Origin of the sequence: Paraburkholderia sp. CI2, assembly GCF_014201055.1 — a bacterium.
Lineage (GTDB): Bacteria > Pseudomonadota > Gammaproteobacteria > Burkholderiales > Burkholderiaceae > Paraburkholderia > Paraburkholderia tuberum.
Window position 1 is genome coordinate 59,510 of sequence record NZ_JACHDL010000002.1, and the last position, 26,639, is coordinate 86,148.

A 26,639-nucleotide genomic window follows, 5' to 3' on the forward strand; every position below is an offset into this window, starting at 1 on the left:
GGCGCAAGATCATGGCGGCGTCGAGCGCAGCAGCATGGTCCGAACGATGAAGGCGGCCGCCCAGCAGCGCCGCGGGCGCGGACTTACAATATCGGCTAATCCAGAGGCGCTCAACATGTCGTTTTCCCCAAGCTTTGCAGGGCTATCCGCAGCTTTGACGGATCTTTCCAACACACTCGCCACTCCCCCAGCCAACGCGTTCGCGCGGCTCGGCGGCACGTTCCTCACGCGCCTGCCCGCCGCGCCGCTCGACGCACCCTATCTCGTCGGCTTCTCGGCCGAGACCGCCGCGCGGCTCGGGATGCCCGAGGGCATCGAGCGCGATCCGGGCTTTATCGAGCTGTTCTGCGGCAATGCGACGCGCGACTGGCCGGCCGACACGCTGCCTTATGCGTCGGTGTACTCGGGGCATCAGTTCGGCGTGTGGGCCGGCCAGCTCGGCGACGGCCGCGCGCTCGGCCTGGGCGAGCTCGAACACGACGGCGAGCGCAACGAACTGCAGCTCAAAGGCGCGGGCCGCACGCCCTATTCGCGCATGGGCGACGGCCGCGCGGTGCTGCGCTCGTCGATCCGCGAATATCTGTGCTCGGAGGCGATGCATCATCTCGGCATTCCGACCACGCGCGCATTGTGCGTGATCGGCTCCGACCAGCCGGTGCGGCGCGAGACGATCGAAACCGCCGCGGTGGTCACGCGCGTCGCGCCGAGCTTCGTGCGCTTCGGCCACTTCGAGCACTTCTACGCGAACGATCGTGTCGACGCGTTGCGCGCGCTCGCCGATCACGTCATCGAGCGCTTCTATCCGCATTGCAAGGAGGCCGACGATCCGTATCTGGCGCTGCTCGCCGAGGCGGTGCGCTCCACCGCGGATCTGATGGTCGACTGGCAGGCGGTCGGTTTCTGTCACGGCGTGATGAATACCGACAACATGTCGATCCTGGGCCTGACGATCGACTACGGCCCGTTCGGTTTCATGGATGGCTTCGATGCCGGCCACATCTGCAATCACTCCGATACGCAGGGCCGCTACGCCTACCGGCTGCAGCCGCAAATCGCGTACTGGAACCTGTTCTGCCTCGCGCAGGGACTGCTGCCGTTGTTCGGCGAGAAGCACGACGAAAGCGTGCGCGCCGACAAGGCGGTCGAAGATGCGCAGCACGTGCTAGCCGGCTTCAAGGACCGTTTCGCGCCGGCGCTCGAAAACCGCATGCGCGCGAAGCTCGGCCTCGAACAGGCCCGCGACGGCGACGACGCGCTGGTCAACCGGCTGTTCGAAGTGATGCACGCGAACCGCGCCGATTTCACGCTGACGTTCCGCCATCTCGCGCGCCTGTCGAAACACGATGCGAGCGGCGACACGCCGGTGCGCGACCTGTTCCTCGATCGCGTCGCCTTCGACGCATGGGCGAACGACTATCGCGCGCGGCTCGCCGAAGAGTCACGCGACGACGTTGCGCGCGCCATTGCAATGAATCGCGTGAACCCCAAATTCGTACTTCGCAACCATCTGGTGGAAACGGCGATCCAACGCGCGAAGGAGAAGGATTTCTCCGAGGTGGAACGGCTCGCGGCCGTGTTGCGTCACCCGTTCGACGAGCAGCCCGAATACGCGTCGTATGCGGGCCTGCCGCCCGACTGGGCGAACTCACTGGAAGTGAGCTGTTCGTCATGACGCGCCGGCGCGGTTGATTCGCCACGGCCGCCCCACGAGAAAGCACCGAGACAAACCCGAGACAGGAACCCGACCATGAACAACCCCGACGATCTCAAGCATGACGCCCCAGCCGTACAGAAAAGCGACGCCGAGTGGCGCAAGCAGCTGACCGACATGGAATACCAGGTGACGCGCCATGCGGCCACCGAGCGCCCGTTCACGGGCCGCTACGACGATCACTGGGAACGCGGCGTCTACGACTGCGTGTGCTGCGGCACGCCGCTGTTCGAATCGGACACCAAGTTCGACGCCGGCTGCGGCTGGCCGAGCTATTTCCGCCCCATCAACGGCGAAGTGATCGCCGAGAAGACCGACCGCTCACACGGCATGCTGCGCATCGAGGTGCAGTGCAAGAACTGCGGCGCGCATCTGGGCCACGTCTTCGAGGACGGACCGGCGCCGACCGGTCTGCGTTACTGCATCAATTCGGCTGCGTTACAATTCGAGCCCAAGTAACGCGGCGCGGCAGCATCCCTGCCCGCCTTCGGCGCCGCATTGGAAGTGCGCGCGGCGCCCTTCCAATGCGGCCGTCCCGCTCGCCAGCGGGCACCGCGCACCTTGCACGCCAGGCGGGCGCGCTTCAACGTTCGACTCACTCTCCGACTTCCCGATCAGATAATGAAATTCCTGTTCGATCTGTTCCCGATCATCCTGTTCTTCGTCGCCTTCAAGATCTGGGGCATTTTCACGGCGACGGCAGTGGCGATCGTCGCCACGCTGGTGCAGATCGCGTGGGTGGCGTTCCGCCACCGCAAGGTTGACCCGATGCTGTGGGTGAGCCTCGGCGTCGTCGTCGTATTTGGCGGCGCGACGCTCGTGCTGCACAACGACACCTTCATCAAATGGAAGCCGACCGTGCTGTACTGGGCGTTTTCCGTCGCGCTGATCGTGTCGCAGCTCGGCTTCAACAAGAACCTGATCGAAGCGATGATGGGCAAGCAGATCACGCTGCCGCACGCGATCTGGGGCAAGCTGAACCTGATCTGGGCGGTGTTTTTCGTGCTGCTCGGTCTGCTGAACCTGTTCGTCGCGTATCACTACACGACCGATCAGTGGGTCAATTTCAAGCTGTTCGGCGCGACCGGCTGCCTGCTCGTGTTCATCGTCGGACAGAGCCTGTGGCTATCGAAGTACATGAAGGAGGAATGACATGAGCGACCTGTTCATGCACGCCACCACCGCCGAGCGCGCCGCGCTGATCGAGGCGCGCCTCGCGGCCGCGCTCGCGCCCGTCGAATCGATCCGCATCACCGACGACAGCGCGCAGCACGCGGGCCACGCTGGTGCCGCCGCCGGCGGTCATTTCAGTGTCACGATCGTGGCCGTCGCGTTTGCCGGCAAGCCCCGCGTGGCGCGGCATCGCATGGTGTATGATGCGCTGGCCGATGCCATGCAGCGCGGCATTCATGCCCTTGCCATCACGGCGTATACGCCCGAAGAATTTGCTTTGTTGCCCCGCTAGGAACCTTTCGATGACCTTGAAGAAAACCCGCCTCTGGGTATTGCTGGCTGCGTTCGCGGCCGCACCTGCATTCGCACAGAACATCGCCGTGGTGAACGGTACGCCGATTCCGAAGTCGCGCGCCGATGCGTTGATCCAGCAACTGGTTCACCAGGGACAGCAGGACACGCCGCAACTGCAGCAGGCCGTGCGCGAAGAGCTCGTGAATCGCGAAATCCTGATGCAGGAAGCGCTGCGTCGCGGGCTGCCGAACCGTCCGGACGTCAAGGCGCAAATCGCGGTCGCGCAGCAAACTGTCGTGCTGCGCGCGCTGATCGAAGACTTCGTAAAGAACAATCAGCCGACCGACGCCGAAATCACCGCGCGCTACAACGCGCTCGTCAAGGATGCGGGCGGCAAGGAATATCACCTGCACCATATCCTCGTCGACAACGAGCAACAGGCGAAGGACCTGATCGCGAAGATCAAGGCCGGCGCGAGCTTCGAGGCCCTGGCCAAGCAGTACTCGAAGGACCCGGGATCGGGCAAGAACGGCGGCGATCTCGACTGGTCGGACCCGAAGGCCTACGTGCCTGAATTCGCGGACGCGGCCACGCATCTGCAGAAAGGCCAGATGACCGACACGCCGGTGCATACGCAATTCGGCTGGCACATCATCCGTGTCGACGGCATCCGCGCCGTCACGCCGCCGCCGCTCGAGCAGGTGCGCGCGCAGATCGTGCAGCAGATCCAGCAGGAAAAGCTGCAGGCGTTCGAAGAGAATCTGCGCAAGAACGCGAAGATTCAGTAAGGGTCGGCGGGCAGATTGTCTTCGGATAGTCCGCCTGGCTCTGAAGCCTGAATGCGATAAAGCCGCCCGTGGGCGGCTTTTTTGTTGCCGCAAGATTTGCAGCGGCGGCGTGCGTGGCTGCCGCAAACAGGAGCCGCCGCACGCGGGCGGCAGCCCCCTGACTCATCAACCGAGCCAGCGACGCGCGTTCTGGAACACGCGCAGCCACGGGCTCGCGTCCGTGCCGATCTCGCCCCAGCCCTGCGGATGCCAGCTCATCTGCACCGCGCGATGCACGCGCTCCATGTGCGGCATCAGCACCGTGAAGCGGCCGTCGGCCGTCGTGACCGAGGTGATGCCCTCGGGCGAACCGTTCGGGTTGAACGGATACTGCTCGGTCGCCTGACCACGGTGATCGACATAGCGCATCGCGACCGCGACCTTCGACTTGTCGCCCTGCTGCGAGAAGTCCGCAAAGCCTTCGCCGTGCGCGACCGCGACCGGAATGCGCGAGCCTTCCATGCCGGCGAAAAAGAGCGACGGCGATGCCTGCACCTCGACGAGCGAGAAGCGTGCCTCGAACTTCTCCGACTTGTTGCGCGTGAACTTCGGCCATGCTTCGGCGCCGGGGATCATCGACGCGAGGCTGCTCATCATCTGGCAGCCGTTGCAGATGCCGAGCGCGAACGTGTCGCCACGACTGAAGAACGCGGCGAACATGTCGGCCAGTTGCGCGTTGAAGCGGATCGTCTTGGCCCAGCCTTCGCCGGCGCCCAGCGTATCGCCGTACGAGAAGCCGCCGCACGCGACCGCGCCCGCGAAATCGGCGAGGTTCGCGCGGCCCGCAAGCAGGTCGCTCATGTGCACGTCGTGCGCGTCGAAGCCGGCGCGATCGAATGCATAGGCCGTCTCCAGATGCGAGTTCACGCCCTGCTCGCGCAGGATCGCGACGCGCGGACGCGCGCCCTTGCCAACGCCCCGAAGGAAGTCCCCTTGGGGGACGCCCCGAAGGAAGTCCCCTTGGGGGACGAAGGGCGCGGCGACATCGTCGGCCGGATCGAAGCTCAGCACCGGCGTGATGCCAGGGTCCGACGCGTCGAGCAGCGCGTCGTATTCGGCGTCGGCGCAAGCCGGGTTGTCGCGCAGACGCGCGATGCGCCAGCTCACTTCGCTCCACGTGCGATGCAGTTCGGCACGCGGCGCCTCGTAGAGCTTCTTCGCGTCGCGATAGATCTCGATCACGTCGCGCTCGTTGGTCCTGCCGATCACGTGCGAGCACGCCGACAGACCGTGTTCGCGCAGCGCGGCGAGCACCGCGTCGCGATCGGCCGCGCGCACTTGCACGACGGCGCCGAGCTCTTCGTTGAAGAGTGCGCGCAGCGTGCGGTCGTCGCGGCGGCCGCTGGTCTGCTTCGCCCAGTCCTTCGCGTCGCCGTAATCGGATTCGTGGTGCGCGTCGAGCACGAGCATGTCGACGTTCAGCGACACGCCCGCGTGACCCGCGAACGCCATTTCGCAAACCGTCGCCCACAGGCCGCCGTCCGAGCGGTCGTGGTACGCGAGCAGCTTGCCGTCGCTATTGAGCGCCTGGATCGCGTTGAAAAAGCGCTTCAGATCTTCCGGATCGTCGACGTCCGGCACCGTGTCGCCGACCTGCTGCGTGACCTGCGCGAGAATACTGCCGCCCAGACGCTGCTTGCCGCGGCCGAGATCGATCGCAATCAGCACCGACTCGCCGACTTCGCTCACGCGCTGCAGTTGCGGCGTCAGATGCTTGCGGACGTCTTCAACCGGCGCGAACGCGGAGATGATCAGCGACACCGGCGCGACCACTTCCTTCGCGACGCCGCTCTCTTCCCAGCGGGTGCGCATCGACAGCGAATCCTTGCCGACCGGAATGCCGATACCGAGCGCCGGGCACAGTTCCATACCGATCGCCTTGACCGTGTCGTAGAGCGCGGCGTCTTCGCCAGGCGCGCCGCACGCGGCCATCCAGTTAGCCGACAGCTTGAGTTTGTCGAGCGACGCGATCGGCGCCGCCGCGATGTTGGTGATCGCCTCGCCGACTGCCATACGGCCGGAGGCCGGTGCGTTGATGACGGCGAGCGGCGTGCGCTCGGACATCGTCATCGCTTCGCCGCTGAAGCCTGCGTAGTCCATCGTCGTGATCGCGACGTCGGCCACCGGCACCTGCCACGGACCGACCATCTGATCGCGCGCGGTCGTGCCGCCGACCGAGCGGTCGCCGATCGTGATCAGAAACGACTTGCTCGCGACCGTCGGATGACGCAGCACGCTCTGCGCGAGGTCCTGCAGCGCGAGGCCGGTCACGTCGACCGGTTCGAGCCTGCGCTCGGCACGCTTTACGTCGCGGTGCATACGCGGCGCCTTGCCGAGCAACACTTCCATCGGCATATCGACTGGCTGGTGCGCGCCTTCCTGCAGTTCGGAATCGATGAGCTTCAGCTGACGCTCGGCGGTGGCCGTGCCGATCACCGCGAACGGGCAGCGCTCGCGCTTGCACATCGCCTCGAACACCGGCAGATCGGCCGGCGCGATCGCCAGCACGTAGCGCTCCTGCGCTTCGTTCGACCAGATTTCGCGCGGCGACAGACCGCTTTCTTCGAGCTGGATCTTGCGCAGTTCGAACAGTGCGCCCTTGCCCGCACCGTCCACCACTTCGGGGAACGCGTTCGACAGACCGCCCGCGCCGACGTCGTGAATACTGAGGATCGGGTTCTTGTCGCCGAGTTGCCAGCACGCGTTGATCACTTCCTGCGCGCGTCGCTCGATTTCCGGGTTGCCGCGCTGCACCGAGTCGAAGTCGAGCTCGGCCGTGTTGGTGCCGGTCGCCATCGAGCTCGCGGCGCCGCCCCCCATGCCGATGCGCATGCCCGGGCCGCCGATCTGGATCAGCAGCGAGCCTTCCGGCAGATCGTGCTTGTGCGTGTGCTGGTCGGAGATATTGCCGATGCCGCCCGCGATCATGATCGGCTTGTGATAGCCGCGCACGAGACCCGCGACGTTCTGCTCGTAGGTGCGGAAGTAGCCGCCGAGGTTCGGCCGGCCGAATTCGTTGTTGAACGCGGCGGCGCCGAGCGGGCCGTCGATCATGATCTGCAGCGGCGAGGCGATGCGGTCCGGGCGGCCGTACGCTTCGTGCTGGTCGGCCGGATTGCGCTGCACGAGCGGCTGAGCGGTGTCGCGGGCGTTTTCCCACGCCTCGACGCCGTCCGGCAGTTCGAGGTTCGATACCGTGAAGCCCGCGAGGCCCGCCTTCGGACGCGCGCCGCGTCCGGTCGCGCCTTCGTCGCGGATTTCGCCGCCTGCGCCGGTCGCGGCGCCCGGGAACGGCGAGATCGCGGTCGGGTGGTTGTGCGTTTCGACCTTCATCAGCGTGTGCGTGAGCTCGACGCTGCGGCCATAGTGCTCGGGCAATTCGCTCGCGCCGAGGTCGGCCGGCGTGCGCGGGAACCAGCGCTCGGCCATGCCGCCGACCATGATCGCCGAGTTGTCCGAATACGCGACGATCGTGCCCTGCGGGTTCAGCTTCTCGGTGTTGCGGATCATGTTGAACAGCGACATGTCCTGCTTCTCGCCGTCGATCGTCCAGTCCGCGTTGAAGATCTTGTGGCGGCAGTGCTCGCTGTTGGCCTGCGCGAACATCATCAGCTCGACGTCGGTCGGATTGCGGCCGAGCTTCGTGAATGCGTCGACCAGATAGTCGATTTCGTCGTCGGCGAGCGCGAGGCCCAGTTCCGCGTTGGCGGTTTCGAGCGCGGCGCGGCCGCTCGCGAGCACGTCGACGGTTTGCAGCGGCTTGGCCGGCAATTCGTCGAACAGATGCAACGCGTGGTTGCGCGACGGCGCGACGCTCTCGGTCATGCGATCGTGCAGCGCGGCGGCGACGGCCGCGCGCGCTTCGTCCGACAGCGTCTTCTTGCCGCCGAGCAGGCCGCTTTTCAGCGTCACCGAGTACTCGACGCCGCGCTCGATGCGGCGCACCTGCGTGAGCCCGCACAGATGCGCGATGTCGGTTGCCTTGCTGGCCCACGGCGACACGGTGCCAAAGCGCGGCACGACGAGGAAGGTCTCGACCGCGCCACGCTCCTTGCCTTCTTCGAACGGATCGCCGTAGTGCATCAGCGCCTCGATCTTCGCGCTTTCTTCAGCGGACAGTTCGGTCTGGGCATTGATGAAGTGCAGATACTGCCCGCGCACGCCGGTGATATTCGGGTCGATGCGCGTGAGCGTGTCGAGCAGGCGGGTTTGACGGAAATCGGAGAGGGCCGAAGCGCCGGGGAAACACGAGAAGTGGGCCATGGGACTTGACGTTGCGTCGCTCATTGATGCCGGGGAGCCGCGCATGCATGCGACGTGAGGCGGAAAGGAAGTCGCAGATTATACCCCGGGAACGGGCTTCCAGCGGGCTCCGGGGTGCGTGGGCGGCGGGCCGCGCCGGCCCGCGCGAGGCGTCGCCGCGGTGCCCTTCGCGTCGCCGCGCGGGTGTTTTGACTGCTATCATTCGCGTTTCACCAGATCGGCGCACGCGACCCGGGTTTCACCCGGCGGCGCGCCGCATGTCACAGCCAGCGGGAACGCGCGCGAGCCGCCCGTCGGCACATCGAATCAGAGCATGGATGTCATCGTCATTGGCGGCGGGGTAGCGGGCGTCGCCACCGCTTATCACCTGCGCGCGGCCGGCCACCGGGTATGCGTCGTCGAGCGTCACGCGACCGTCGCGCAAGGCGCCACCTACGGACAAGGCGGCAACGTGCTGCCGACGCCGCTCGACGTCTGGTTCGGCCCGACCTTCATGGCGAGCCGCTACAACGCGAAAAATGGCGTGATCAGCAAGACCGGCTTCAACGGCGCCGCGCGGCAGTTCATCAAGCAGCTCGGAGCATGGCAGGAGCCCGAGGCGTTCGCGCGCCAGTACGCGCTGCTGCGGCCGCTGATCGAATCCTCGCGCGATGCGATGGCCGACGTCGAAGCCCGCTTCGGCCTCGAATTCGAACAGGCGAGCGGTCTGCTGTACCTCGTACGCAGCGCGCACGAATGGGAGCTGAACGCAGCCGCGCTCGATCTGCTGCACCGGTTCGAGGTGCCGCATCACGTGCTGAGCCCGGCCGAATGCGCGGCGTTCGAGCATGCGGTCCCCACAGATCCTGAATTCGCCGGCGGTGTGCTGTTCGAGCACGAGCGCACCGCGAACTGTCCGCTTTTTACCAAGCTCGTCAAACAGGTGCTCGATACCCAAGGCGGCGTGCAGTTCATGCCGAACTGCGAGGTGACCGGCATTCGTCTCGAAAGTCAGCGCGCGGCGGTCGAACTGGCGCCGCGCGACGGCGCGCCCCGCTCGCGCGAGATCGACGTGGTCCAGGCCGACGCCGTCGTGGTCGCCGCCGGTTACGGCAGCCTCGCGCTGCTCGAACGCGCGGGGCTCAGGCTGCCGCTGCATCCGCTGCGGCTGCATTCGCTGGTCGCGCCGATCGCGCACGAGGAATGCGCGCCGCACGTCGCGATCGTCGATGCGGTCAAGCGCATCGGCATCAGCCGCATGAACCATCGGCTGCGGATCGCGGGCGGCGCGGTGCTGCAAAGCGCGAGCCAGATCGACAAGCCGCTCGGCGAAGCGCTGACCAAGGAGGCGCTCGCGTTGCTCGGCCAGGCGACGCACGACTGGATTCCGGGCGCCGCGCGCATTTCGGCGGCGCTGCCGTGGGAAGGCGTGAAACTGCTGTCGCCCGATGGCTTGCCGGTGATCGGCAACGCGCTGCATCCGCGGCTGTTCATCAACGTCGGGCATGGCCCGGCCGGCTGGGGCCTCGCCTGCGGCGCGGGCAAGCTCGTTGCACAGCTGATGTCGGGACAGACGCCGACGTTGCCGCAAGACACGCTCGCTGCATTGAGGCCGGAGCGGTTCCAGTAAGGTTTCGTGCGGTTCCAGGCGGGTATGGCGGGCTGACAGCCCGCTGTCGATACCCCGCGTTCATCGCGCCGCTTCCGCCGCACCCACCGAAACAGCCGCACGCCGTGCGCCTATCGGCACTAACATAGCGATTCCAAAGTCTGCCCGCCGCGCCGCGGGCGCACCGCCAGGTTTCGCCATGACAGACGCAGAAAACTCGCTGCTCTCCCTTTTCGATCCGCTGACCGACTCGCAGCCGCTTGCGCTGCCGCTGCTGACGCTGACCGACTTGCGGATCGCCGAATCCCAGGCCGCCGCGGCCCTGCCCGAGCACACGCTGATGGCGCGCGCCGGTCACGCGGCCGCGCGCTGGCTGCTCGAACGGATCGCCGCGGATACGTCGGTGACGAAGTCGCAGCAGCGCGCGTGGCTGGTCGCCGGCCCCGGCAACAATGGCGGCGACGCGCTGGTCGTCGCGACGGAACTGCACAAGGCCGGCATCGCAGTAGAAGTCTGTATGCCGGTTGAAGTGAAGCCCGCCGACGCGCGCTGGGCGCTCGACGCCGCGCGCGTCGCCGGCGTGCCGATCGACGCGGCGCCGCCCGCCTCGCTCGACGGCTATGGCTGGCTCGTCGACGGTATGTTCGGCATCGGTCTCGCGCGGCCGCTCGACGGCGTCTTCGCGACGCTCGCGCGGCAGTTGTCGCAGTGCACGAAGGCGCGCCCGACACAAGGCGCCGTGCTCGCGCTCGATGTGCCCAGCGGGCTCGACAGCGACACCGGCGCGGTGATCGGCGGCAACGGCGCGGCGGCGGTCCATGCGACGCACACGATCACGTTCATCGGCGCGAAGCCGGGGCTTTTCACCGCGCAAGGCCGCGATCTCGCCGGGCGAGTGACGGTCGCACCGATCGGGCTCGTGGCAGGGATCAACGGCGGGGGCAGCCAGCACGCTGCCACCAGCGCCTCACGTGCGGCGATCCAGCTCAGCGCGCCCGATCTCTTCGGCCCCTTCATGCCCCCACGCAACTTCGCGACCAACAAGGGCACCTTCGGCAGCCTCGCGGTGGTCGGCGGCGACACCGGCATGTGCGGCGCGCCGATTCTCGCGGCACGCGCGGCGCTCTACACCGGCGCGGGCAAGGTCCACGTCGCGCTGCTCGGCGAAGGCGCCCCGCCCTACGATCCGCCGCACCCCGAACTGATGCTGCATCCGATCGACACGCTGCCGCTCGATTCGATGGACGCACTCGCGATCGGCTGCGGCATGGGGCACGGCGAACGCGCGACGCGGGTACTGCACGACGTGCTGCAACTCGACGTGCCCAAGCTGTTCGATGCCGACGCGCTGAACCTGGTCGCCAAGGATCCCGCGCTCGCCGCGGAAGTCACCGCGCGCGGCGTGCAAGGCGATCCGTGCATTTTCACTCCGCATCCGCTCGAAGCGGCGCGCCTGCTTGGCAGCGATGCGGCGAGCGTGCAACGCGACCGTCTCGCGGCCGCGCGTGCGCTCGCGGCGCGTTTTGCGAGCGTCGTCGTGCTGAAGGGCGTCGGCACGATCATCGCCGCGCCCGACGGCCGCCTCGCGCTGAACCCGACCGGCAACGCCGCGCTCGCGACGGGCGGCACCGGCGACGTGCTCGGCGGCATCATCGGCGCGCTGCTCGCGCAGCATCTGCCACGCTTCGAGGCGGCGCTCGCGGGCGTCTATCTGCACGGCCTTGCCGCCGATACGCTGACCGCGCAGGGCCACGGCCCCGCCGGGCTGACGGCCGGCGAGCTGGCACCGATGGTGCGTACCTTGTTGAACCGGCTGTTCTATTCGGCGCCGCTTGCTTGACGCGCGCGATTGCTCTGAATACGAATCGCGTTCGCGGCGCTCGTTCACACCGATGAAACATCGCGATCCCAATCATTGCGAGCGCGCGCAACGCCCTGCTGCCCGTCGCGCAACCCCGCTATACTGATTGCCTGCGCCGCGCGTCGGATCGATCGCGGGTCGCGGCGATACTCCAGCGGGCGCGGGCGCCGCCTCGCGTTTTCGCGAAGTTCACCCGCTTCGCGAAGTATCGTCGGCACCTGTCCCGCTCCGGGCCGCGTGGCATCGCTCTGAGTGCATCGCCGCATCATTCTCGGCCGCGCTTCATGCGCGCGCCTTCCTTCGTGCTCCTTGGTTAGACGGACGCTATGACCCAGAACTCGCTCCCCTCCTGGTCCTCGCTGCAGACGCATTACGACACGATTCGCGATGCGCATCTGCGCGACTGGTTCGCCCCCGAGAACGATCCCGCTCCCACGCGCGCCGAACGCTTCACGTTCGCGGGCGGCGGTCTCTCAGCCGATTTCTCGAAGCACCGCATCACCGACGAAACCCTGCAACTGCTCGTGCAACTCGCCCGCGAAGCCGGCGTCGAAAAGCGCCGCGACGCGATGTTCGCGGGCGAGGTCGTCAACCCGACCGAAGGCCGCGCCGCGCTGCACACGGCCTTGCGCGCAACCGACCCGAAGGCGCCGTTCTTCGCCGAAGTGCAGGCCGAGCGCAAGAAAATGGCCGCGTTCGCCGAGCAGGTCCGCAGCGGCGCATGGACCGGCTATACCGGCAAGCGGATCCGTCATGTCGTGAACATCGGCATCGGCGGCTCGGATCTAGGGCCGAAGATGGTCGTGCACGCGTTGCATCATCTCGCGACGCCCGAGATCTCGACGCACTTCGTGTCGAACGTGGACGGCGCCGATCTGTACAACGTGATGCAGCAGATCGATCCCGAAGAGACGCTCGCGATCATCGTGTCGAAGACTTTCACGACGCTGGAGACGATGACCAACGCGCGCTCGCTGCGCGACTTTTTCATCCAGAAAGGCTGCCCGGAAAGCGCGCTGGCGAAGCACTTCGTCGGTGTGTCGGCCAATACCGCCGAAGTCGTCAAGTTCGGCATCGCGCAAGAGAACGTGTTCTCGATGTGGGACTGGGTCGGCGGACGCTACTCGCTGTGGTCGGCCGTCGGCCTGTCGATCATGATCGCGGTAGGTCCGCAACAGTTCGACGAACTGCTCGCCGGCGCCAACGAGATGGACCAGCACTTCCGCACCGCGCCGCTCGACAGGAACCTGCCGGTGCTGCTCGGCATGATCGGCATCTGGTATCGCAACTTCTTCGGCTCGCAGAGCTATCTGGTCGCGCCGTATTCGCAGGCGCTGCATTTCCTGCCGTCGTATCTGCAGCAGCTCGAAATGGAGAGCAACGGCAAGTCCGCGCGTCTCGACGGCGCGTTCGTCGACTATGCGACTTCCGCAGTCACATGGGGCGAGCCGGGCACGAACGGTCAGCACGCGTTTTTCCAGATGCTGCACCAGGGCCCGACGATCGTGCCGATCGATTTCATCGCGCTGCTGACGCCCGAGCATCCGCTCGCGAGCCATCATCCGAAGCTGCTCGCGAACTGCTTCGCGCAGAGCGAAGCGTTGATGCTGGGTCGCACGCTCGAGGAAGCGAAGAAGGTGGCCGGCCCCGACAAGCCGGAACTCGCACCGCACCTGACGTTCCCCGGCAACCGCCCCACCGCGACGCTGCTGCTCGACGCGTTGACCGCGCGCACGCTCGGCGCGTTGATCGCGCTTTATGAGCACAAGGTGCTGGTGCAGGCGTCGGTGTGGAACATCAACCCGTTCGATCAGTGGGGCGTCGAACTCGGCAAGATTCTCGGCAAGGTGGTCGAGGCCGATCTGGGCGCGGCGAGTGCCGACGTGAAGAAGCATGACTCGTCGACGGCGGCGCTGATCGCGCGGGCCCGGGCTGCGTTGAAGCGCTGAATGGAAGTCTGGAGCGCACGATAGCGGGCGATAACGCGCCACAAACAGAACGAAGCGGGCTATGGCCCGCTTTGTTTTTGCTTCGACGACGACATGCCCGAGGTACGCGAGCGCAAGCCCGCGATCCGCCGGACCATCAAGCGAGCCGCCCCGCTTCGATCGTCACCGTCGTATCGCAACGCCGCGCGAGTTCGATGTCGTGTGTCACGAGCACGAGCGTCGCGCCGTGCGCGCGATTCATCTCGAACATCAGATCGATCACCGCGTGGCCGGTGGCCGCGTCGAGACTGCCGGTGGGTTCGTCGGCGAACAGGATCGCCGGGCGCGTGACGAACGCGCGCGCGAGCGCGACGCGCTGCTGCTCGCCGCCCGACAGCAGCTTCGGATAATGACCGGTACGCTGTCCGAGCCCAACCTGTTCGAGCAGTTCACGCGCACGCGCGGCGGCCTCGCGTGTGCCGATGCCGCCTTGCAGTTCGAGCGGCAACGTGACGTTTTCGAGCGCGGTCAGATGCGGCATCAACTGAAACGACTGGAACACGAAGCCGACCGCGCCGCTGCGCAACGCGGCGCGGCCGTCTTCGTCGAGCTCGCCGAGTTCGCGCCCGAGCAGCCGAACCGAGCCCGCGCTAGCACTGTCCAATCCCGCGAGCAAGCCGAGCAGCGTAGACTTGCCCGACCCGGATGCACCGACGATCGCGACGCTGCTGCCGGCATCGATGGCAAGATCGATGTCATCGAGAATCGTCAGTTCGCCCGCAGCATCCTTAACCCTCTTGCACAAACCCCGCACTTCAATGACTGGATCAGTTCTGTTTGGCATGGTGAAGCGTAGGTTGAAAGTGCGCGCCATCGCCCCTCGCGCCGCGGCGCTGTCTGCGGCATTCGGCGCGACCATGATGGCCGCCGCGCTGGTTTCGTTACCGTTGCGGGCTCACGCGGCGAATACGCCCGAACCCGCAAAGCCGGTGATCGTCGTGCTCGGCGACAGCATCTCCGCTGAGTACGGGCTGCCCCGCGATACGGGCTGGGTCGCGTTGATGCGTCAGCGTCTGGCCGAAGAGCGCATCGATTATAGCGTCGCCAATGCGAGCATCAGCGGCGACACGACGAGCGGCGGACGCGCGCGTCTGCCCGCGCTGATGGAACGGCTCAAACCGAGCATCGTGATCGTCGAGCTCGGCGCCAACGACGCGTTGCGCGGCGTGCCGCTCTCGACGACCGAGGACAACCTGCGCACGATCATCGAACAGGCGCAGCAAGGCCACGCGAAGGTCGTGCTCGTCGGCATGTACGTGCCGCCCAATTACGGCCCCGACTATACGCAAAAGTTCCACGGCCTCTACGGCCAGCTGTCGAAGGAGTTCCATGTGCCGCTCGTGCCGTTTCTTCTCGCCGGCATCGCGGATAAACCGGACATGTTCCAGGCCGATCAGCTCCACCCGACGCAGCAGGCACAGCCGCTGCTACTCGACAACGTGTGGCCCGCTGTCAAGCCACTTCTTCGCACAAGTTCGCCGCACTGAAAGACCTGCTAACGACTTGTTTCCGGAACCTGGGGAACACGGATCGCCGAGCCGTTCGACATATGGGCAATCCCTGCGACCCGGCTCATTCTTGAGCGACTTCTGAGGAGATAACGTTGAAATATTTACCGTTAATCGCTTTGACCATTGCCATCTCGGCCTGCGCGGCTCAACCGCCGGCCGGCGTTCAGTCGGTGGGTCAAAGCCAGCAGCCGCCTCGCGCCGTCGCAACCTGCATCGCGCAGAAATGGGCGGATAGTTCGCAACAACAGGTGGTCTCGCAAACCATCCTCGCCAACGATCAGGCCATGGACGTCTACGTCCCGGGCCAGCAGCCGCCCAACGGCGCGGCCGCGGTGGTCCGTCCTTCGTATAGCGGCAAGGGCACGTGGGTCGGCTTTCGCGCCGGCGGCGCTGGCGGTGGCAACGCCACCGGCGCGATCAGCGGCTGTCTGTAAAGCTGCCACCCGGCTGTAGATAAAAAAAGCCCCGCAAATGCGGGGCTTTTTTTGGACGAGCAGGTAATGCTTACTGCGGCTTACTAATCGGACGGCTGGGCGGCGCTGTCGAGCGTACCGTAGAACTTCACCTTCGAGCGCTCGCGCAGCGCTTTCAGATAGGCTTCGGTCTGCGACTGCGCGTCCACCTGCGCGATCTGCTGCTGCGCGACAGCGAGATGCTGCGCGTCGGTGGCCGCGGGCTGCACGATCTGGTTCACGCGATAGATCGCATAGCCGTCGTCGCCGAGATCGACACCGACGTAGGCCGGCAACTTTTGCGCATCGACCTTGTAGATTGCGCTCAGTGCGGCAGGTGGCACGCCCTGCGCGTCATTGCGCGACACCTTCAGCGGCGACGAGAAACCGGCGGTCGTCTTCGATTTCTCGAACTCGGCCAGTTTCGCGACGCCGTCCTTGTGCGCTGCTTCGTTCGCCTGCACGGCGATCACCTTCTGACGCACCGCGTCCTTCACCACGTCGAATGCGGGCACGGCAGCGGGCTTGTAGTCGGTCACACGCGCGGCGATCAGCGTGTTGTTGCCGACGTCGATGGCCTGCGTATTGTTGTGCGCCGATACCGAGTCGTTCGCGAACACGGCTGCGAGGAACTTCGGGTTGTTCAGCGGGCTGTCGGGCGGCAGCTTCGGATCCGGCTGCGGCGTGACCGTCGCGGTCTGGATCTGCAGCTTGAATTTGTCAGCGGCCGGCTGCAGGCTCTTGGCCTTTTCATAGACGAGCGACGTGAAACCTTCCGAGCTGTCGGTGAACGCCTTGCTCGCCAGTTGCGTCTTCAGCTCCCTGGCGATCTGGTCCTTCACTTCGTCGAACGACTTCGTGACCGCCGGCTTTATATCGGTGACCTTGATGATGTGGAAACCGAAGTCGGTCTGGACGATGCCGCTGATTTCGTCCTTCTTCAGCGCGAACACCGCGTCGTCGAACGCCTGGCCGCCCGCGATCATGCCGCGGCCGAAGTAACCGAGATCGCCACCCTTCGATGCCGAACCCGGATCCTGCGAGTTCCGCTGCGCGATCTGCGCGAACTGGTCCGGATGCGCCTTGAGCTGCGCGAGCAACTCCTCGGCCTTCTGCTTCGCTTTGGCCTTGTCGGCCGCGCTCGCGTCCTTCGGTGCCGCGATCAGGATATGGCTCGCGCGCACTTCGCCTTCGGTGCGGAAGTGGGCGATGTTGTCGTCGTAGTACTTCTTCAGGTCCGCGTCGCTCGGCTGCACCGATGCGCTCAGCGCGGCCGGCGACATCACCAGGTACTGGATCGTCGCCGTAGCGGGCGTCGCGAAGTCGTTGCGATGCGCGTCGTAGTACGCTTGCAGTTGCGCATCGGTCGGCTGGATCTTCGCCGCGTAATCGTGCGGATGGAACGCGATGCCCTGCACTTCACGCTGCTGCTGCGCGAGCTCGGTCAAGTGCTGCGCGAGCGTCTTCGACGTGAACGCGCTCGCCTCGATGCTCGCGGGCAGTTGTTGCATAGCGAGGTTGTAGCGCACGCGCTCGTCGTACTGATCGGGCGTCATGCCCTGCATCGCGAGCAGTTGCTTGTAGCGGTCGAGGTCGATCGACCCGTCGGGATTCTTCAGCGACGAGATCACCGGGTCGGACAGCAGCGCGCGGCGCACCGCTTCGTCCGATGCGCTCAGATGCAGACGCTGCGTTTCGTCGGCAAGCACACGCTGCTCGATCATGCCGTCGAGCATCTGGCGACGGCGCTCCGGCGTGTCGAACGACTTCATGTCGAACTTCGCGCCGAGCATCTGACGCCCGCGGTCGATCTGCTGGCGCATCGCGTCGTCATATTCGACACGGGTGATCTTGTGACCGTTGACACTCGCGACGTTTGCACTTTCGTCAAAGAAGCCGCGGAAACCCTGAATACCCACGAAACCCAACCCCGGCAAAATGACGAGGATGAGCATGAACATCATCAGGCGTTGGTGATTGCGGAAAAAATCGAGCATGCGTGAGGGGTGCCAAAAACAGAAGGCCCGATCTTACAACAGCGGGCAACAAAAAAGGCGAACCGGAGTTCGCCTTTCGTGGATACTGGCGGAGTGGACGGGACTCGAACCCGCGACCCCCGGCGTGACAGGCCGGTATTCTAACCGACTGAACTACCACTCCTTATACTGCACTTTTGCGACTGGAAACACTGCGGCCGAATCTGAAACTGGTGGGTGCTGAGAGGCTCGAACTCCCGACCTACGCCTTGTAAGGGCGCCGCTCTACCAACTGAGCTAAGCACCCGTTTCCTGATTCAGTGCTTGATGTGTTTTCTGCCTTGCCGCTGCCCTCCCCGTGAATCGTTCATGCAGTCGGGTTAAGCAATTCCTCAAGCAGCAAGCGCACTAGTTTAGCGCATCCTTCAGAGCTTTGCCAGGCCTAAATTTAGGAACTTTTGCTGCCTTGATTTTGATCGCGGCGCCCGTGCGCGGATTGCGTCCGGTGCGCGCGGTGCGCTTGCCGACCGCGAACGTGCCAAAGCCGACCAACGTCACAGATCCGCCCTTCTTCAACGTGTTTTTGACGCCCGCGATGACTGCATCGAGCGCACGGCCCGCCGCGGCCTTCGAAATGTCGGCTTGCTGTGCGATGTGATCGATCAATTCCGTCTTGTTCATTCAAACCCCCGTGAATGTTTATTGGCAATCGTGACAGTGCTTTCCAGCACCTCCCGCCACGCGGCCGGCGCGAACGCCAGGCCGCCTCATTAGAAGCGGCCGAAACCCTTGTGTCAACCGGGGTTGAGCCTGATCGGCGTTATTTTGGAGGGGCGCTTTTGTCACAGTATGTTGCAGCGGAAAGACTGGCGATGCGGCCTGGCGACGAAGCCGCGCGGGCAAAAAAAACCCGCGGCTCTTGACCGCGGGTTTTCTGCTTCAGCGAACGACACCGCTGCAGAATGCTTTGGCGTCAGCGCATTCTGATGCGCATCGAACCTTAGTGCTTGACGACGTCCGTCGCGGCATCCTTGCCCGGCTCAGCCCCAACCGGCGCCGAGGGCTTCGGTTCTTCTTCCGGTAACGCCTGCGGTACACGCTCGAGCGCAAGTTCGAGCACCTTGTCGATCCAGCGGACCGGCACGATTTCGATCGCGTTCTTCACGTTGTCCGGAATCTCCGTCAAGTCCTTGACGTTTTCTTCCGGAATCAGCACCAGCTTGATGCCACCGCGATGCGCCGCCAGCAGCTTTTCCTTCAGGCCGCCGATCGGCAGAACTTCGCCACGCAGCGTGATTTCGCCCGTCATTGCGACATCGGCGCGCACCGGAATACCGGTCAACACCGACACCAGCGCGGTCGTCATCGCGATACCAGCCGAAGGACCATCTTTCGGCGTCGCGCCTTCCGGCACGTGGATGTGAATGTCCTGCTTCTCGAACGCTTCGTCCTTGATGCCAAGACGACGCGAACGCGAACGCACGACCGAGCGCGCCGCTTCGACGGATTCCTTCATCACGTCGCCGAGCGAACCCGTGCGGATCACATTGCCCTTGCCCGGCATCACCGCGGCTTCGATGGTCAGCAGATCGCCGCCCACTTCCGTCCACGCGAGACCCGTGACCTGGCCCACCTGATTTTCCTTCGCGGCCAGACCGAAGTCGTACTTGCGCACGCCGAGGAACGTGTCGAGGTTGCTGCCGTCGACCTTCACCGCGCCTTCCGCCTTCTTCAGCAGAAGCATCTTCACGACCTTGCGGCAGATCTTCGAAATTTCACGCTCGAGCGAGCGGACGCCCGCTTCGCGCGTGTAGTAACGAATGATGTCGCGGATCGCGGTTTCCGTCACATCGACCTCGCCATCCTTGAGGCCATTGTTCTTCTTCTGCTTCGGCAGCAGATAACGCTGCGCGATGCTGACCTTCTCGTCTTCCGTATAACCGGACAGACGAATCACTTCCATCCGGTCGAGCAGCGGCGGCGGAATGTTCAGCGAGTTCGACGTCGCGACGAACATCACGTCCGACAGATCGAAGTCGACTTCGACGTAGTGGTCGGCGAACGTGTGGTTCTGTTCCGGATCGAGCACTTCCAGCAGGGCCGACGACGGATCGCCGCGGAAATCCTGACCCATCTTGTCGACTTCGTCGAGCAGGAAGAGCGGATTGCGCACGCCGACCTTGGTCAGGCTTTGCAGGATCTTGCCCGGCATCGAACCGATGTACGTGCGACGGTGGCCACGAATCTCGGCTTCGTCACGCACGCCGCCCAATGCCATGCGCACGAACTTGCGGTTCGTCGCGCGCGCGATCGACTGACCGAGCGAAGTCTTACCGACGCCCGGAGGCCCCACGAGGCACAGGATCGGCGCCTTGACCTTGTCGACACGTTGCTGGACCGCGAGATACTCGAGAATGCGTTCCTTCACTTTCTCGAGACCGAAGTGATCTTCGTCAAGCACGCGCTCCGCATTCGACAGGTCGTTGTTGACCTTGCTCTTCTTGCGCCACGGCAAGCCGATCAGCGTGTCGATGTAGTTGCGCACGACCGTCGCTTCCGCCGACATCGGCGACATCAGCTTGAGCTTCTTCAGCTCGGCGTCGGCCTTCTTCTTCGCTTCCTTCGGCATGCGGGCGGCCGTGATGCGCTTCTCGAGTTCTTCGAGATCCGCACCTTCTTCGCCTTCGCCGAGTTCCTTCTGGATCGCCTTGACCTGTTCGTTCAGGTAGTACTCGCGCTGACTCTTCTCCATCTGACGCTTCACGCGCCCGCGGATACGCTTTTCGACCTGCAGGATGTCGATCTCGGCTTCGAGTTGCGCGAGCAGATGCTCGAGCCGCTCGATCACCGGGAACATCTCGAGGATGTGTTGCTTCTGGTCGAGCTTGAGCGGCAAATGCGCCGCGATCGTGTCGGCGAGACGCCCTGCCTCGTCGATACCCGACAGCGAGGTCAGGATCTCCGGCGGGATCTTCTTGTTCAGCTTCACATACTGGTCGAACTGCGACACGATCGCGCGACGCAGCGCTTCGGTTTCAGCGCTGTCGGCGTGGTCAGGTTCGAGCGGCATGACTTCGCACGAGAACTGCGTTTCCTGTTCTTCGATGGAAAGCGTCTTCGCGCGCTGCAAGCCTTCGACGAGCACCTTCACGGTACCGTCGGGCAGCTTCAGCATCTGCAGGATGTTGGCGATACACCCTACTTCGTACATGTCCTTTTCGGTCGGCTCATCTTTCGCAGCCGTCTTCTGGGCGACGAGCATGATGTGCTTGCCGCCTTCCATCGCTGCTTCGAGAGCCTTGATCGACTTCGGGCGGCCTACGAAGAGCGGAATCACCATGTGCGGGAAAACGACTACGTCGCGCAGCGGGAGCAGCGGCAGCGTAATGCGTTCCGGCGGGAGGAGTTGGGTTCCTGACATTTCATTTCCCCATGAGTGGAATCAGTTCGTTCGATAGGTGAGGCCAGCAAAAAATTTTGCAAGCCTCCGCGTGTGGGAAAAGTTCAGTGACTCCGAAGGTTCAGTGACTCCATAGTTGAGAACAACCAGCCTGACCACACGATAAACGAAAAAGCCGTTCACGTCGCCATGAACGGCCTTTTTGCAGAACTCGAAAGCCGATCAGTTCGAACCCGCGACCTTCGGCGCGTCTTCGTAGATCAGCAGCGGTTTGCCGTCGCCGTCGATAACGTTGTCGTCGATGATGACCTTGCTGACACCTTTCATTTGCGGAAGGTCGTACATGACATCAAGCAACGCCTGTTCCAGAATCGAACGCAGGCCCCGCGCGCCCGTCTTGCGGCGGATCGCCTTGCGCGCCACGGCCTGCAACGCGGCCGGACGGATTTCGAGCTCGACGCGCTCCATGCTGAACAGCTTGTGATACTGCTTGACCAGCGCATTCTTCGGTTCGACGAGAATCTTCATCAGCGCCGCTTCGTCGAGCTTGCCGAGCGTGGCGACCACCGGCAGACGGCCGATCAGCTCCGGAATCAGGCCGAATTTGATCAGATCTTCCGGCTCCACTTCGCGCAGCACTTCGCCGGCGTCGCGGTCCTGCTTGCTCTTCACGCTCGCGCCGAAACCGATGCCGGTCTTCTCGGTGCGATCGACGATGACCTTCTCAAGGCCGTCGAACGCACCGCCGCAGATGAACAGGATGTTCGTCGTATCGACCTGGATGAAGTCCTGGTTCGGGTGCTTACGGCCACCTTGCGGCGGCACCGACGCCATCGTGCCTTCGACCAGCTTCAGCAGAGCCTGCTGCACACCCTCGCCCGACACGTCGCGCGTGATGGACGGGTTGTCGGACTTACGACTGATCTTGTCGATTTCGTCGATGTAGACGATGCCGCGCTGAGCCTTGTCCACCTCGTAATTACAATTCTGCAGCAGCTTCTGAATGATGTTCTCGACGTCTTCGCCGACATAGCCGGCTTCCGTCAGCGTGGTCGCGTCGGCGATCACGAATGGCACGTTCAGAAGGCGCGCGAGCGTCTGCGCAAGCAGCGTCTTGCCGGAGCCGGTCGGGCCGATCAGCAGGATGTTGCTCTTGGACAGCTCGATTTCATCCTTCTTGTCGAGATGCTTGAGGCGCTTGTAGTGGTTGTAGACCGCGACCGCGAGGATCTTTTTCGCGCGCTCCTGACCGATCACGTACTGGTCGAGAATTTCGCGGATTTCCTGCGGGGTCGGCAGATCGGACTTGGACAAGCCGGCCTCGATGCCCGCGCCTGCAGCCTCGTCACGAATGATTTCGTTGCACAGATCGATACATTCATCGCAGATGAATACCGACGGGCCAGCAATCAGTTTCTTGACCTCATGCTGGCTCTTGCCGCAAAACGAGCAATACAACAGCTTTTCGCTGTTAGAACCTTTCTTGTCCGCCATAGATGTGTGAGCCTCCGGACACCGGATTAGATAATACGCCGTTTGCCCCCGCCACGCAGTTTGGGCGCGGCAGGGCTAGTGAGCACGATAACGGCGCTTGCCGCAGACGCCCGGACGGAAGTTGAACATTCACAACCGACCCGATGACGGTTTTGCCGCAACAGTGGGCAAAACAGCAGGGCAAAACCGTACCAGATCAGGGACGCTTGTGCGCCACCTGGTCGACGAGGCCGTACGCCTGCGCGTCATCGCCGGACATGAAATTGTCACGGTCGGTGTCACGCGCGATACGTTCGACCGGCTGACCGGTGTGGTGCGCGAGCAGATGATTCAGCCGATCCTTCAGGTACAGGATTTCACGCGCCTGGATTTCAATGTCCGATGCCTGGCCGCGCGCGCCGCCGAGCGGCTGATGAATCATCACGCGCGAATTCGGCAGCGCGAAACGCTTGCCCTTAGCACCGGCCGCGAGCAGGAACGCGCCCATGCTCGCCGCAAGCCCCATGCACAGCGTCGAGACGTCCGGCTTGATGAACTGCATCGTATCGTAGATCGCCATACCGGCAGACACGGAGCCGCCCGGACTGTTGATGTAGAAGTAGATGTCCTTGTCCGGATTCTCGCTTTCCAGAAACAGCATCTGCGCAACCACCAGATTGGCCGTCTGGTCGTTCACTTCGCCCACGAGGAACACGATGCGTTCCTTCAGCAGACGCGAATAAATATCATAGGAGCGCTCGCCCCGACCGCTCGTTTCCACGACGATCGGCACCAGACCGAGTGCCTGCGCTTCGAGATCCCGGGACGACTGGGAGGTCAACGTGTCCAGCATTTGGGCGCGAAAGGTCATGCAATGGATCCTTGTCTGGAAATATTCTGAATATTAGCTGCTGGACACAGGTTGGTGCGACGAGCCCGTATTCAAGTGCCGTCTTCGTGTGCGCCGCACGACCGGATCCGGTACGTCACACAGATTCATGGCACAAAAAAACGGCGTGCCGGCCGTCGGTCGCTCCGACAGCCGGCACGCCGTTGCAGCGACGCTTACGCTTGCGCCGTTGCGCTTGCCAGTTCCTCGAAGCTCACTTCCTTGTCCGTCACCTTGGCCTTGCTGAGGACGAAGTCGACGACGTTGGCTTCAACGACATACGCTTCCATTTCAGCAAGACGTTGCTGGTTGGAATAATACCAGCGGACGACTTCCTTCGGGTCTTCGTAGCTTTTCGCGAATTCATCGACTTCGGCACGGATCTGCTCCGGCTTCGCCTGCAGTTCGTTCGCCTTCACGAGTTCGGCCAGCACGAGACCCAGCTTGACGCGGCGCTCGGCCTGCTCCTTGAACATCGCGGCCGGGATCGGCGCGTCCTTCGCGTTCGGCACGCCGCGCTGTTCCAGATCCTGGCGAGCCATCGCGACGAGGCGCTCCTGATCCTGCTCGATCAGCGCGTTCGGGACGTCGAGCTCCGAGATTTTCAGCAGTGCGTCCATCACCTGGTTCTTGACGATGGCTTGCGTGCGGCGCTTCGCTTCGCGCTCGAGGTTGTCCTTGATTTCAGCGCGCATCTTGGTCAGATCGCCGTCTTCGATGCCGAGCGATTTCGCGAATTCGCCGTCGACTTCCGGCAGATGCGGCCATTCGATCTTCTTCATCGTGATCGTGAATTGCGCCGTCTTGCCCGCCACTTCCTTGCCGTGGTAGTCGTCCGGGAACTTCAGGTCGAATTCCTTCGCTTCGCCGACCTTCAAGCCGAGCGCCGCTTTTTCGAATTCCGGCAGCATGCGGCCTTCGCCGAGGATGAAGCCGAAGTCTTCGGCGCTACCGCCCTGGAATGCTTCACCGTCGATCTTGCCGACGAAGTCGACCGTCACGCGGTCGCCGTCTTTGGCGGCCGTGTCCGCGCCGCCGTCACCGTGCTCGCCTGCCTCGCCGCGAGCGTGGAAGTGCACGCGCTGTTTGCGCAGGATGTCCAGCGTGCGGTCGATTTCCGCTTCGCTGATGCTGGTCATGGTGCGCTCGATTTCAGCCGTGGCGACGTCGCCCAGCTTCACTTCCGGATACACCTCGAAGGTCGCGTCGAACGCGTAGCTGCCTTCACCAGCGTCGGTCTTCGGCGCGAAGCTCGGCTGACCCGCGACACGCAGGTTTTCGGTGCGGCTGATGTCGAAAAATTCCTTGCCGACCTTGTCGCTCAGCACTTCGGCTTCCACCTGGCCCGAATACTGTTGCGTCACCATCTTGAGCGGCACCTTGCCCGGGCGGAAACCCGGCATGCGCACGTTCTTCGCGAGTTGACGGATACGCGAATCCACTTCCTTCTGCACGGCATCCTTCGGCAGGGAAATCGTCACGCGGCGTTCGAGCTTGCCGAGGTTTTCAACAACGTTAGCCATGACTTCAATCGTCCTAAAATTATTCGAGCGAATCAGTTATCTTCTCCGTGCTGCCCGTCGATGTCGCTTCGCATCGATTTGCGCCGATTGCATCGATCACGCACCTGCGCCGCGGGCTTGCAGGCCGTCGGCAGCACGGTTGAGTCCAAAGAGCCGAATATTTTAGCAAACTATTTGCGCGCCTAGCCGGGATTCAATGATTGCATCGAGTTTTCCCTGCATTCCGGGCGTTTTGAGGGCCATTTTCGGTTAGTTTTGACACAGCGAGCGCGATTTGCCGCTGGCATCGCTATCCGGTTAGCGTCGTGCGTTCCTCGGCGCTCTTTCGTCATGCAACAGAACGTTCGCGTGGACGCTCACACCCGCTCGCGGCCGACGTGTCGTGGCGGCGATCCCGCCTATGCCTTTCGACATATTCAGCCGACGCCCCCATGCTGATAAGCTAACGCACTCGGTCGGGCCGCCACCGCCGGTCACCAGCAACTGGTCGCTTCATCCGCTCCAGCAACCGCTTACAACGACTCAAACCTCTCAGAGACACCATGCCGAATTCGTCGTCCTCGCCTGTCGTCGTCATCGCTCCCGATTCATTCAAAGGCTCGCTCAGCGCGGAACAGGTCGCGCAGGCGATCGCATCCGGCGTCCAGCGCGCACGCCCCGACGCGAGCGTGCGCATCTGTCCGATGGCCGACGGCGGCGAAGGCACGCTCGACGCAATGCTCACGAGCGGCGGCGAGCGCCGCACGCTTAGCGTGCGCGGCGCGGCCGGTCCGACGCGCGCAGCGCTGACGGGCCTGCTCACGGACGGCGGCGCGATCATCGAAACGGCGGAAATCGTCGGCATTACGGACCCCGTCGGCATGGGCGTGCCGGTCGAGGCGCGCAGCACGCGCGGCATGGGCGAAGCGATTCGCGCGCTGCTTGATGCCGGCGTGCGGCGCTTTTTCGTCGCGCTCGGCGGCAGCAGCACGAACGACGGCGGCGCCGGCCTGCTGACCGGCCTCGGCTTGCAACTGTTCGACGCGCAAGGCAACGTACTCGAAGGCACACCCGAGCAGCTTGCGCGCGTGGCGCGGGTCGATGCGTCGCTGCTCGACGCGCGGCTTGCCGACACGCAGTTCGTCGGCATGTCGGACGTCGACAATCCGTTGACCGGCGAGCACGGCGCGACCGCGATCTTCGGTCCGCAAAAAGGCGTGAAGCCAGAACAGGTCGCGCCGATCGACGCGGCGCTCGCGCGCTTCGCCGATCTGCTCGAAGCCGCGCTCGGCCGCACGGCGCGTGACCTGCCGGGCGCGGGCGCGGCGGGCGGCCTCGGCTTCGCATTGCACATGCTCGGCGCGCAGTTCGAGCCGGGCGCGGAAACCGTCGCGCGGCAAATCGGCCTCGACGCCGCGCTCACGGGCGCCAACTGGCTGATCACCGGTGAAGGCCGTTCCGACGTACAGACGCTGCACGGCAAGGCGCCGTTCATCGCCTGCGCGCATGCGCGCGCCGCGGGCGTGCCCGCCACGCTGCTGTCCGGCGCGATCGACCCCGCCGCGCTGCCGCGTCTTGCCGAATACTTCGGCGGCTGCTTTTCTCCGGCGCCGGGGCCGATCACGCTCGACGTCGCGATTCGCGACGCGGCGCGCCTGCTCGCCAACGAAGCCGAGCAGCTGACGCGCCTGAAATACGGCGTGCGTTGACCCGTGAAACGGTTGCCGCAAC

General features: G+C 64.4%; 19 protein-coding genes and 2 tRNA genes. 11 read left to right on the forward strand and 10 right to left on the reverse strand.

Features of this window, described 5'->3' with window-relative positions; translation table 11 throughout:
* Positions 1-115: 115 nt before the first annotated feature.
* The 5 genes from HDG32_RS04040 (at position 116) to HDG32_RS04060 (ending at position 3,966) form a co-directional block, all read left to right on the forward strand.
* On the forward strand, positions 116-1,672 hold the full coding sequence (locus HDG32_RS04040) for a YdiU family protein (RefSeq protein ID WP_184063564.1): 1,557 nt from the start codon (positions 116-118) through the stop codon (positions 1,670-1,672).
* A 75-nt stretch (positions 1,673-1,747) separates the two neighbouring features.
* Positions 1,748-2,170 (forward strand): peptide-methionine (R)-S-oxide reductase MsrB, encoded by a 423-nt coding sequence (gene msrB / locus HDG32_RS04045; protein WP_184033490.1) that lies wholly within the window; start codon positions 1,748-1,750, stop codon positions 2,168-2,170.
* A 162-nt stretch (positions 2,171-2,332) separates the two neighbouring features.
* On the forward strand, positions 2,333-2,863 hold the full coding sequence (locus tag HDG32_RS04050; protein WP_085481354.1) for a septation protein A: 531 nt from the start codon (positions 2,333-2,335) through the stop codon (positions 2,861-2,863).
* A gap of 1 nt (position 2,864) precedes the next feature.
* Positions 2,865-3,176 (forward strand): BolA family transcriptional regulator, encoded by a 312-nt coding sequence (locus HDG32_RS04055; protein ID WP_013089413.1) that lies wholly within the window; start codon positions 2,865-2,867, stop codon positions 3,174-3,176.
* Between the two features lie 10 nt (positions 3,177-3,186).
* A complete protein-coding gene (locus HDG32_RS04060) occupies positions 3,187-3,966 on the forward strand; it encodes a peptidylprolyl isomerase (protein ID WP_184063566.1) in 780 nt (259 codons plus the stop codon).
* A 165-nt stretch (positions 3,967-4,131) separates the two neighbouring features.
* Here HDG32_RS04060 and purL read toward each other — a convergent pair whose 3' ends face one another.
* A complete protein-coding gene (purL, locus tag HDG32_RS04065; protein WP_184063570.1) occupies positions 4,132-8,268 on the reverse strand; it encodes a phosphoribosylformylglycinamidine synthase in 4,137 nt (1,378 codons plus the stop codon).
* Between the two features lie 313 nt (positions 8,269-8,581).
* Between purL and HDG32_RS04070 the strand changes: the two genes are divergently transcribed.
* From HDG32_RS04070 to pgi, 3 genes are all read left to right on the forward strand, one after another.
* Complete coding sequence (locus tag HDG32_RS04070) at positions 8,582-9,877, forward strand: FAD-dependent oxidoreductase (RefSeq protein WP_184063573.1); 1,296 nt, start codon at positions 8,582-8,584, stop codon at positions 9,875-9,877.
* Between the two features lie 178 nt (positions 9,878-10,055).
* Positions 10,056-11,696: an NAD(P)H-hydrate dehydratase gene (locus HDG32_RS04075; RefSeq protein ID WP_184063577.1), complete on the forward strand. Its 1,641-nt coding sequence runs from the start codon at positions 10,056-10,058 to the stop codon at positions 11,694-11,696.
* Positions 11,697-12,043: 347 nt separating this feature from the next.
* Positions 12,044-13,666 (forward strand): glucose-6-phosphate isomerase, encoded by a 1,623-nt coding sequence (gene pgi, locus HDG32_RS04080; protein ID WP_184063580.1) that lies wholly within the window; start codon positions 12,044-12,046, stop codon positions 13,664-13,666.
* Between the two features lie 136 nt (positions 13,667-13,802).
* Here pgi and HDG32_RS04085 read toward each other — a convergent pair whose 3' ends face one another.
* On the reverse strand, positions 13,803-14,489 hold the full coding sequence (locus HDG32_RS04085) for an ABC transporter ATP-binding protein (protein WP_026225394.1): 687 nt from the start codon (positions 14,487-14,489) through the stop codon (positions 13,803-13,805).
* On the opposite strand from HDG32_RS04085, the gene HDG32_RS04090 reads away from it, so the two are divergent.
* Both HDG32_RS04090 and HDG32_RS04095 read left to right on the forward strand, forming a co-directional pair.
* Positions 14,488-15,192, forward strand: coding sequence for an arylesterase (locus tag HDG32_RS04090; RefSeq protein ID WP_184063583.1), 705 nt, complete (start codon positions 14,488-14,490; stop codon positions 15,190-15,192). The genes HDG32_RS04085 and HDG32_RS04090 overlap by 2 nt on opposite strands.
* Before the next feature lie 116 nt (positions 15,193-15,308).
* Positions 15,309-15,650, forward strand: a complete 342-nt coding sequence (locus HDG32_RS04095; protein WP_184063586.1) for a hypothetical protein — start codon at positions 15,309-15,311, stop codon at positions 15,648-15,650.
* A gap of 83 nt (positions 15,651-15,733) precedes the next feature.
* Here HDG32_RS04095 and HDG32_RS04100 read toward each other — a convergent pair whose 3' ends face one another.
* From HDG32_RS04100 to tig, 8 genes are all read right to left on the reverse strand, one after another.
* On the reverse strand, positions 15,734-17,665 hold the full coding sequence (locus tag HDG32_RS04100; protein WP_184063589.1) for a SurA N-terminal domain-containing protein: 1,932 nt from the start codon (positions 17,663-17,665) through the stop codon (positions 15,734-15,736).
* An 86-nt stretch (positions 17,666-17,751) separates the two neighbouring features.
* Positions 17,752-17,828 (reverse strand) — tRNA-Asp (locus HDG32_RS04105).
* Between the two features lie 47 nt (positions 17,829-17,875).
* A tRNA-Val gene (locus HDG32_RS04110) sits at positions 17,876-17,951 on the reverse strand.
* 101 nt (positions 17,952-18,052) lie between these two features.
* On the reverse strand, positions 18,053-18,325 hold the full coding sequence (locus HDG32_RS04115; protein WP_018418077.1) for an HU family DNA-binding protein: 273 nt from the start codon (positions 18,323-18,325) through the stop codon (positions 18,053-18,055).
* A 319-nt stretch (positions 18,326-18,644) separates the two neighbouring features.
* Positions 18,645-21,065, reverse strand: a complete 2,421-nt coding sequence (gene lon, locus HDG32_RS04120; RefSeq protein ID WP_018418078.1) for an endopeptidase La — start codon at positions 21,063-21,065, stop codon at positions 18,645-18,647.
* A gap of 201 nt (positions 21,066-21,266) precedes the next feature.
* Positions 21,267-22,538 (reverse strand): ATP-dependent Clp protease ATP-binding subunit ClpX, encoded by a 1,272-nt coding sequence (gene clpX, locus HDG32_RS04125; protein WP_013089402.1) that lies wholly within the window; start codon positions 22,536-22,538, stop codon positions 21,267-21,269.
* Between the two features lie 196 nt (positions 22,539-22,734).
* A complete protein-coding gene (gene clpP / locus HDG32_RS04130; RefSeq protein WP_013089401.1) occupies positions 22,735-23,388 on the reverse strand; it encodes an ATP-dependent Clp endopeptidase proteolytic subunit ClpP in 654 nt (217 codons plus the stop codon).
* A gap of 194 nt (positions 23,389-23,582) precedes the next feature.
* The gene (gene tig, locus HDG32_RS04135; protein ID WP_184063592.1) at positions 23,583-24,929 is read right to left on the reverse strand and encodes a trigger factor; all 1,347 of its coding nucleotides are present in this window, start codon (positions 24,927-24,929) and stop codon (positions 23,583-23,585) included.
* Between the two features lie 542 nt (positions 24,930-25,471).
* Here tig and HDG32_RS04140 point away from each other — a divergent pair.
* The gene (locus tag HDG32_RS04140; RefSeq protein ID WP_184063594.1) at positions 25,472-26,617 is read left to right on the forward strand and encodes a glycerate kinase; all 1,146 of its coding nucleotides are present in this window, start codon (positions 25,472-25,474) and stop codon (positions 26,615-26,617) included.
* Positions 26,618-26,639: the final 22 nt, after the last annotated feature.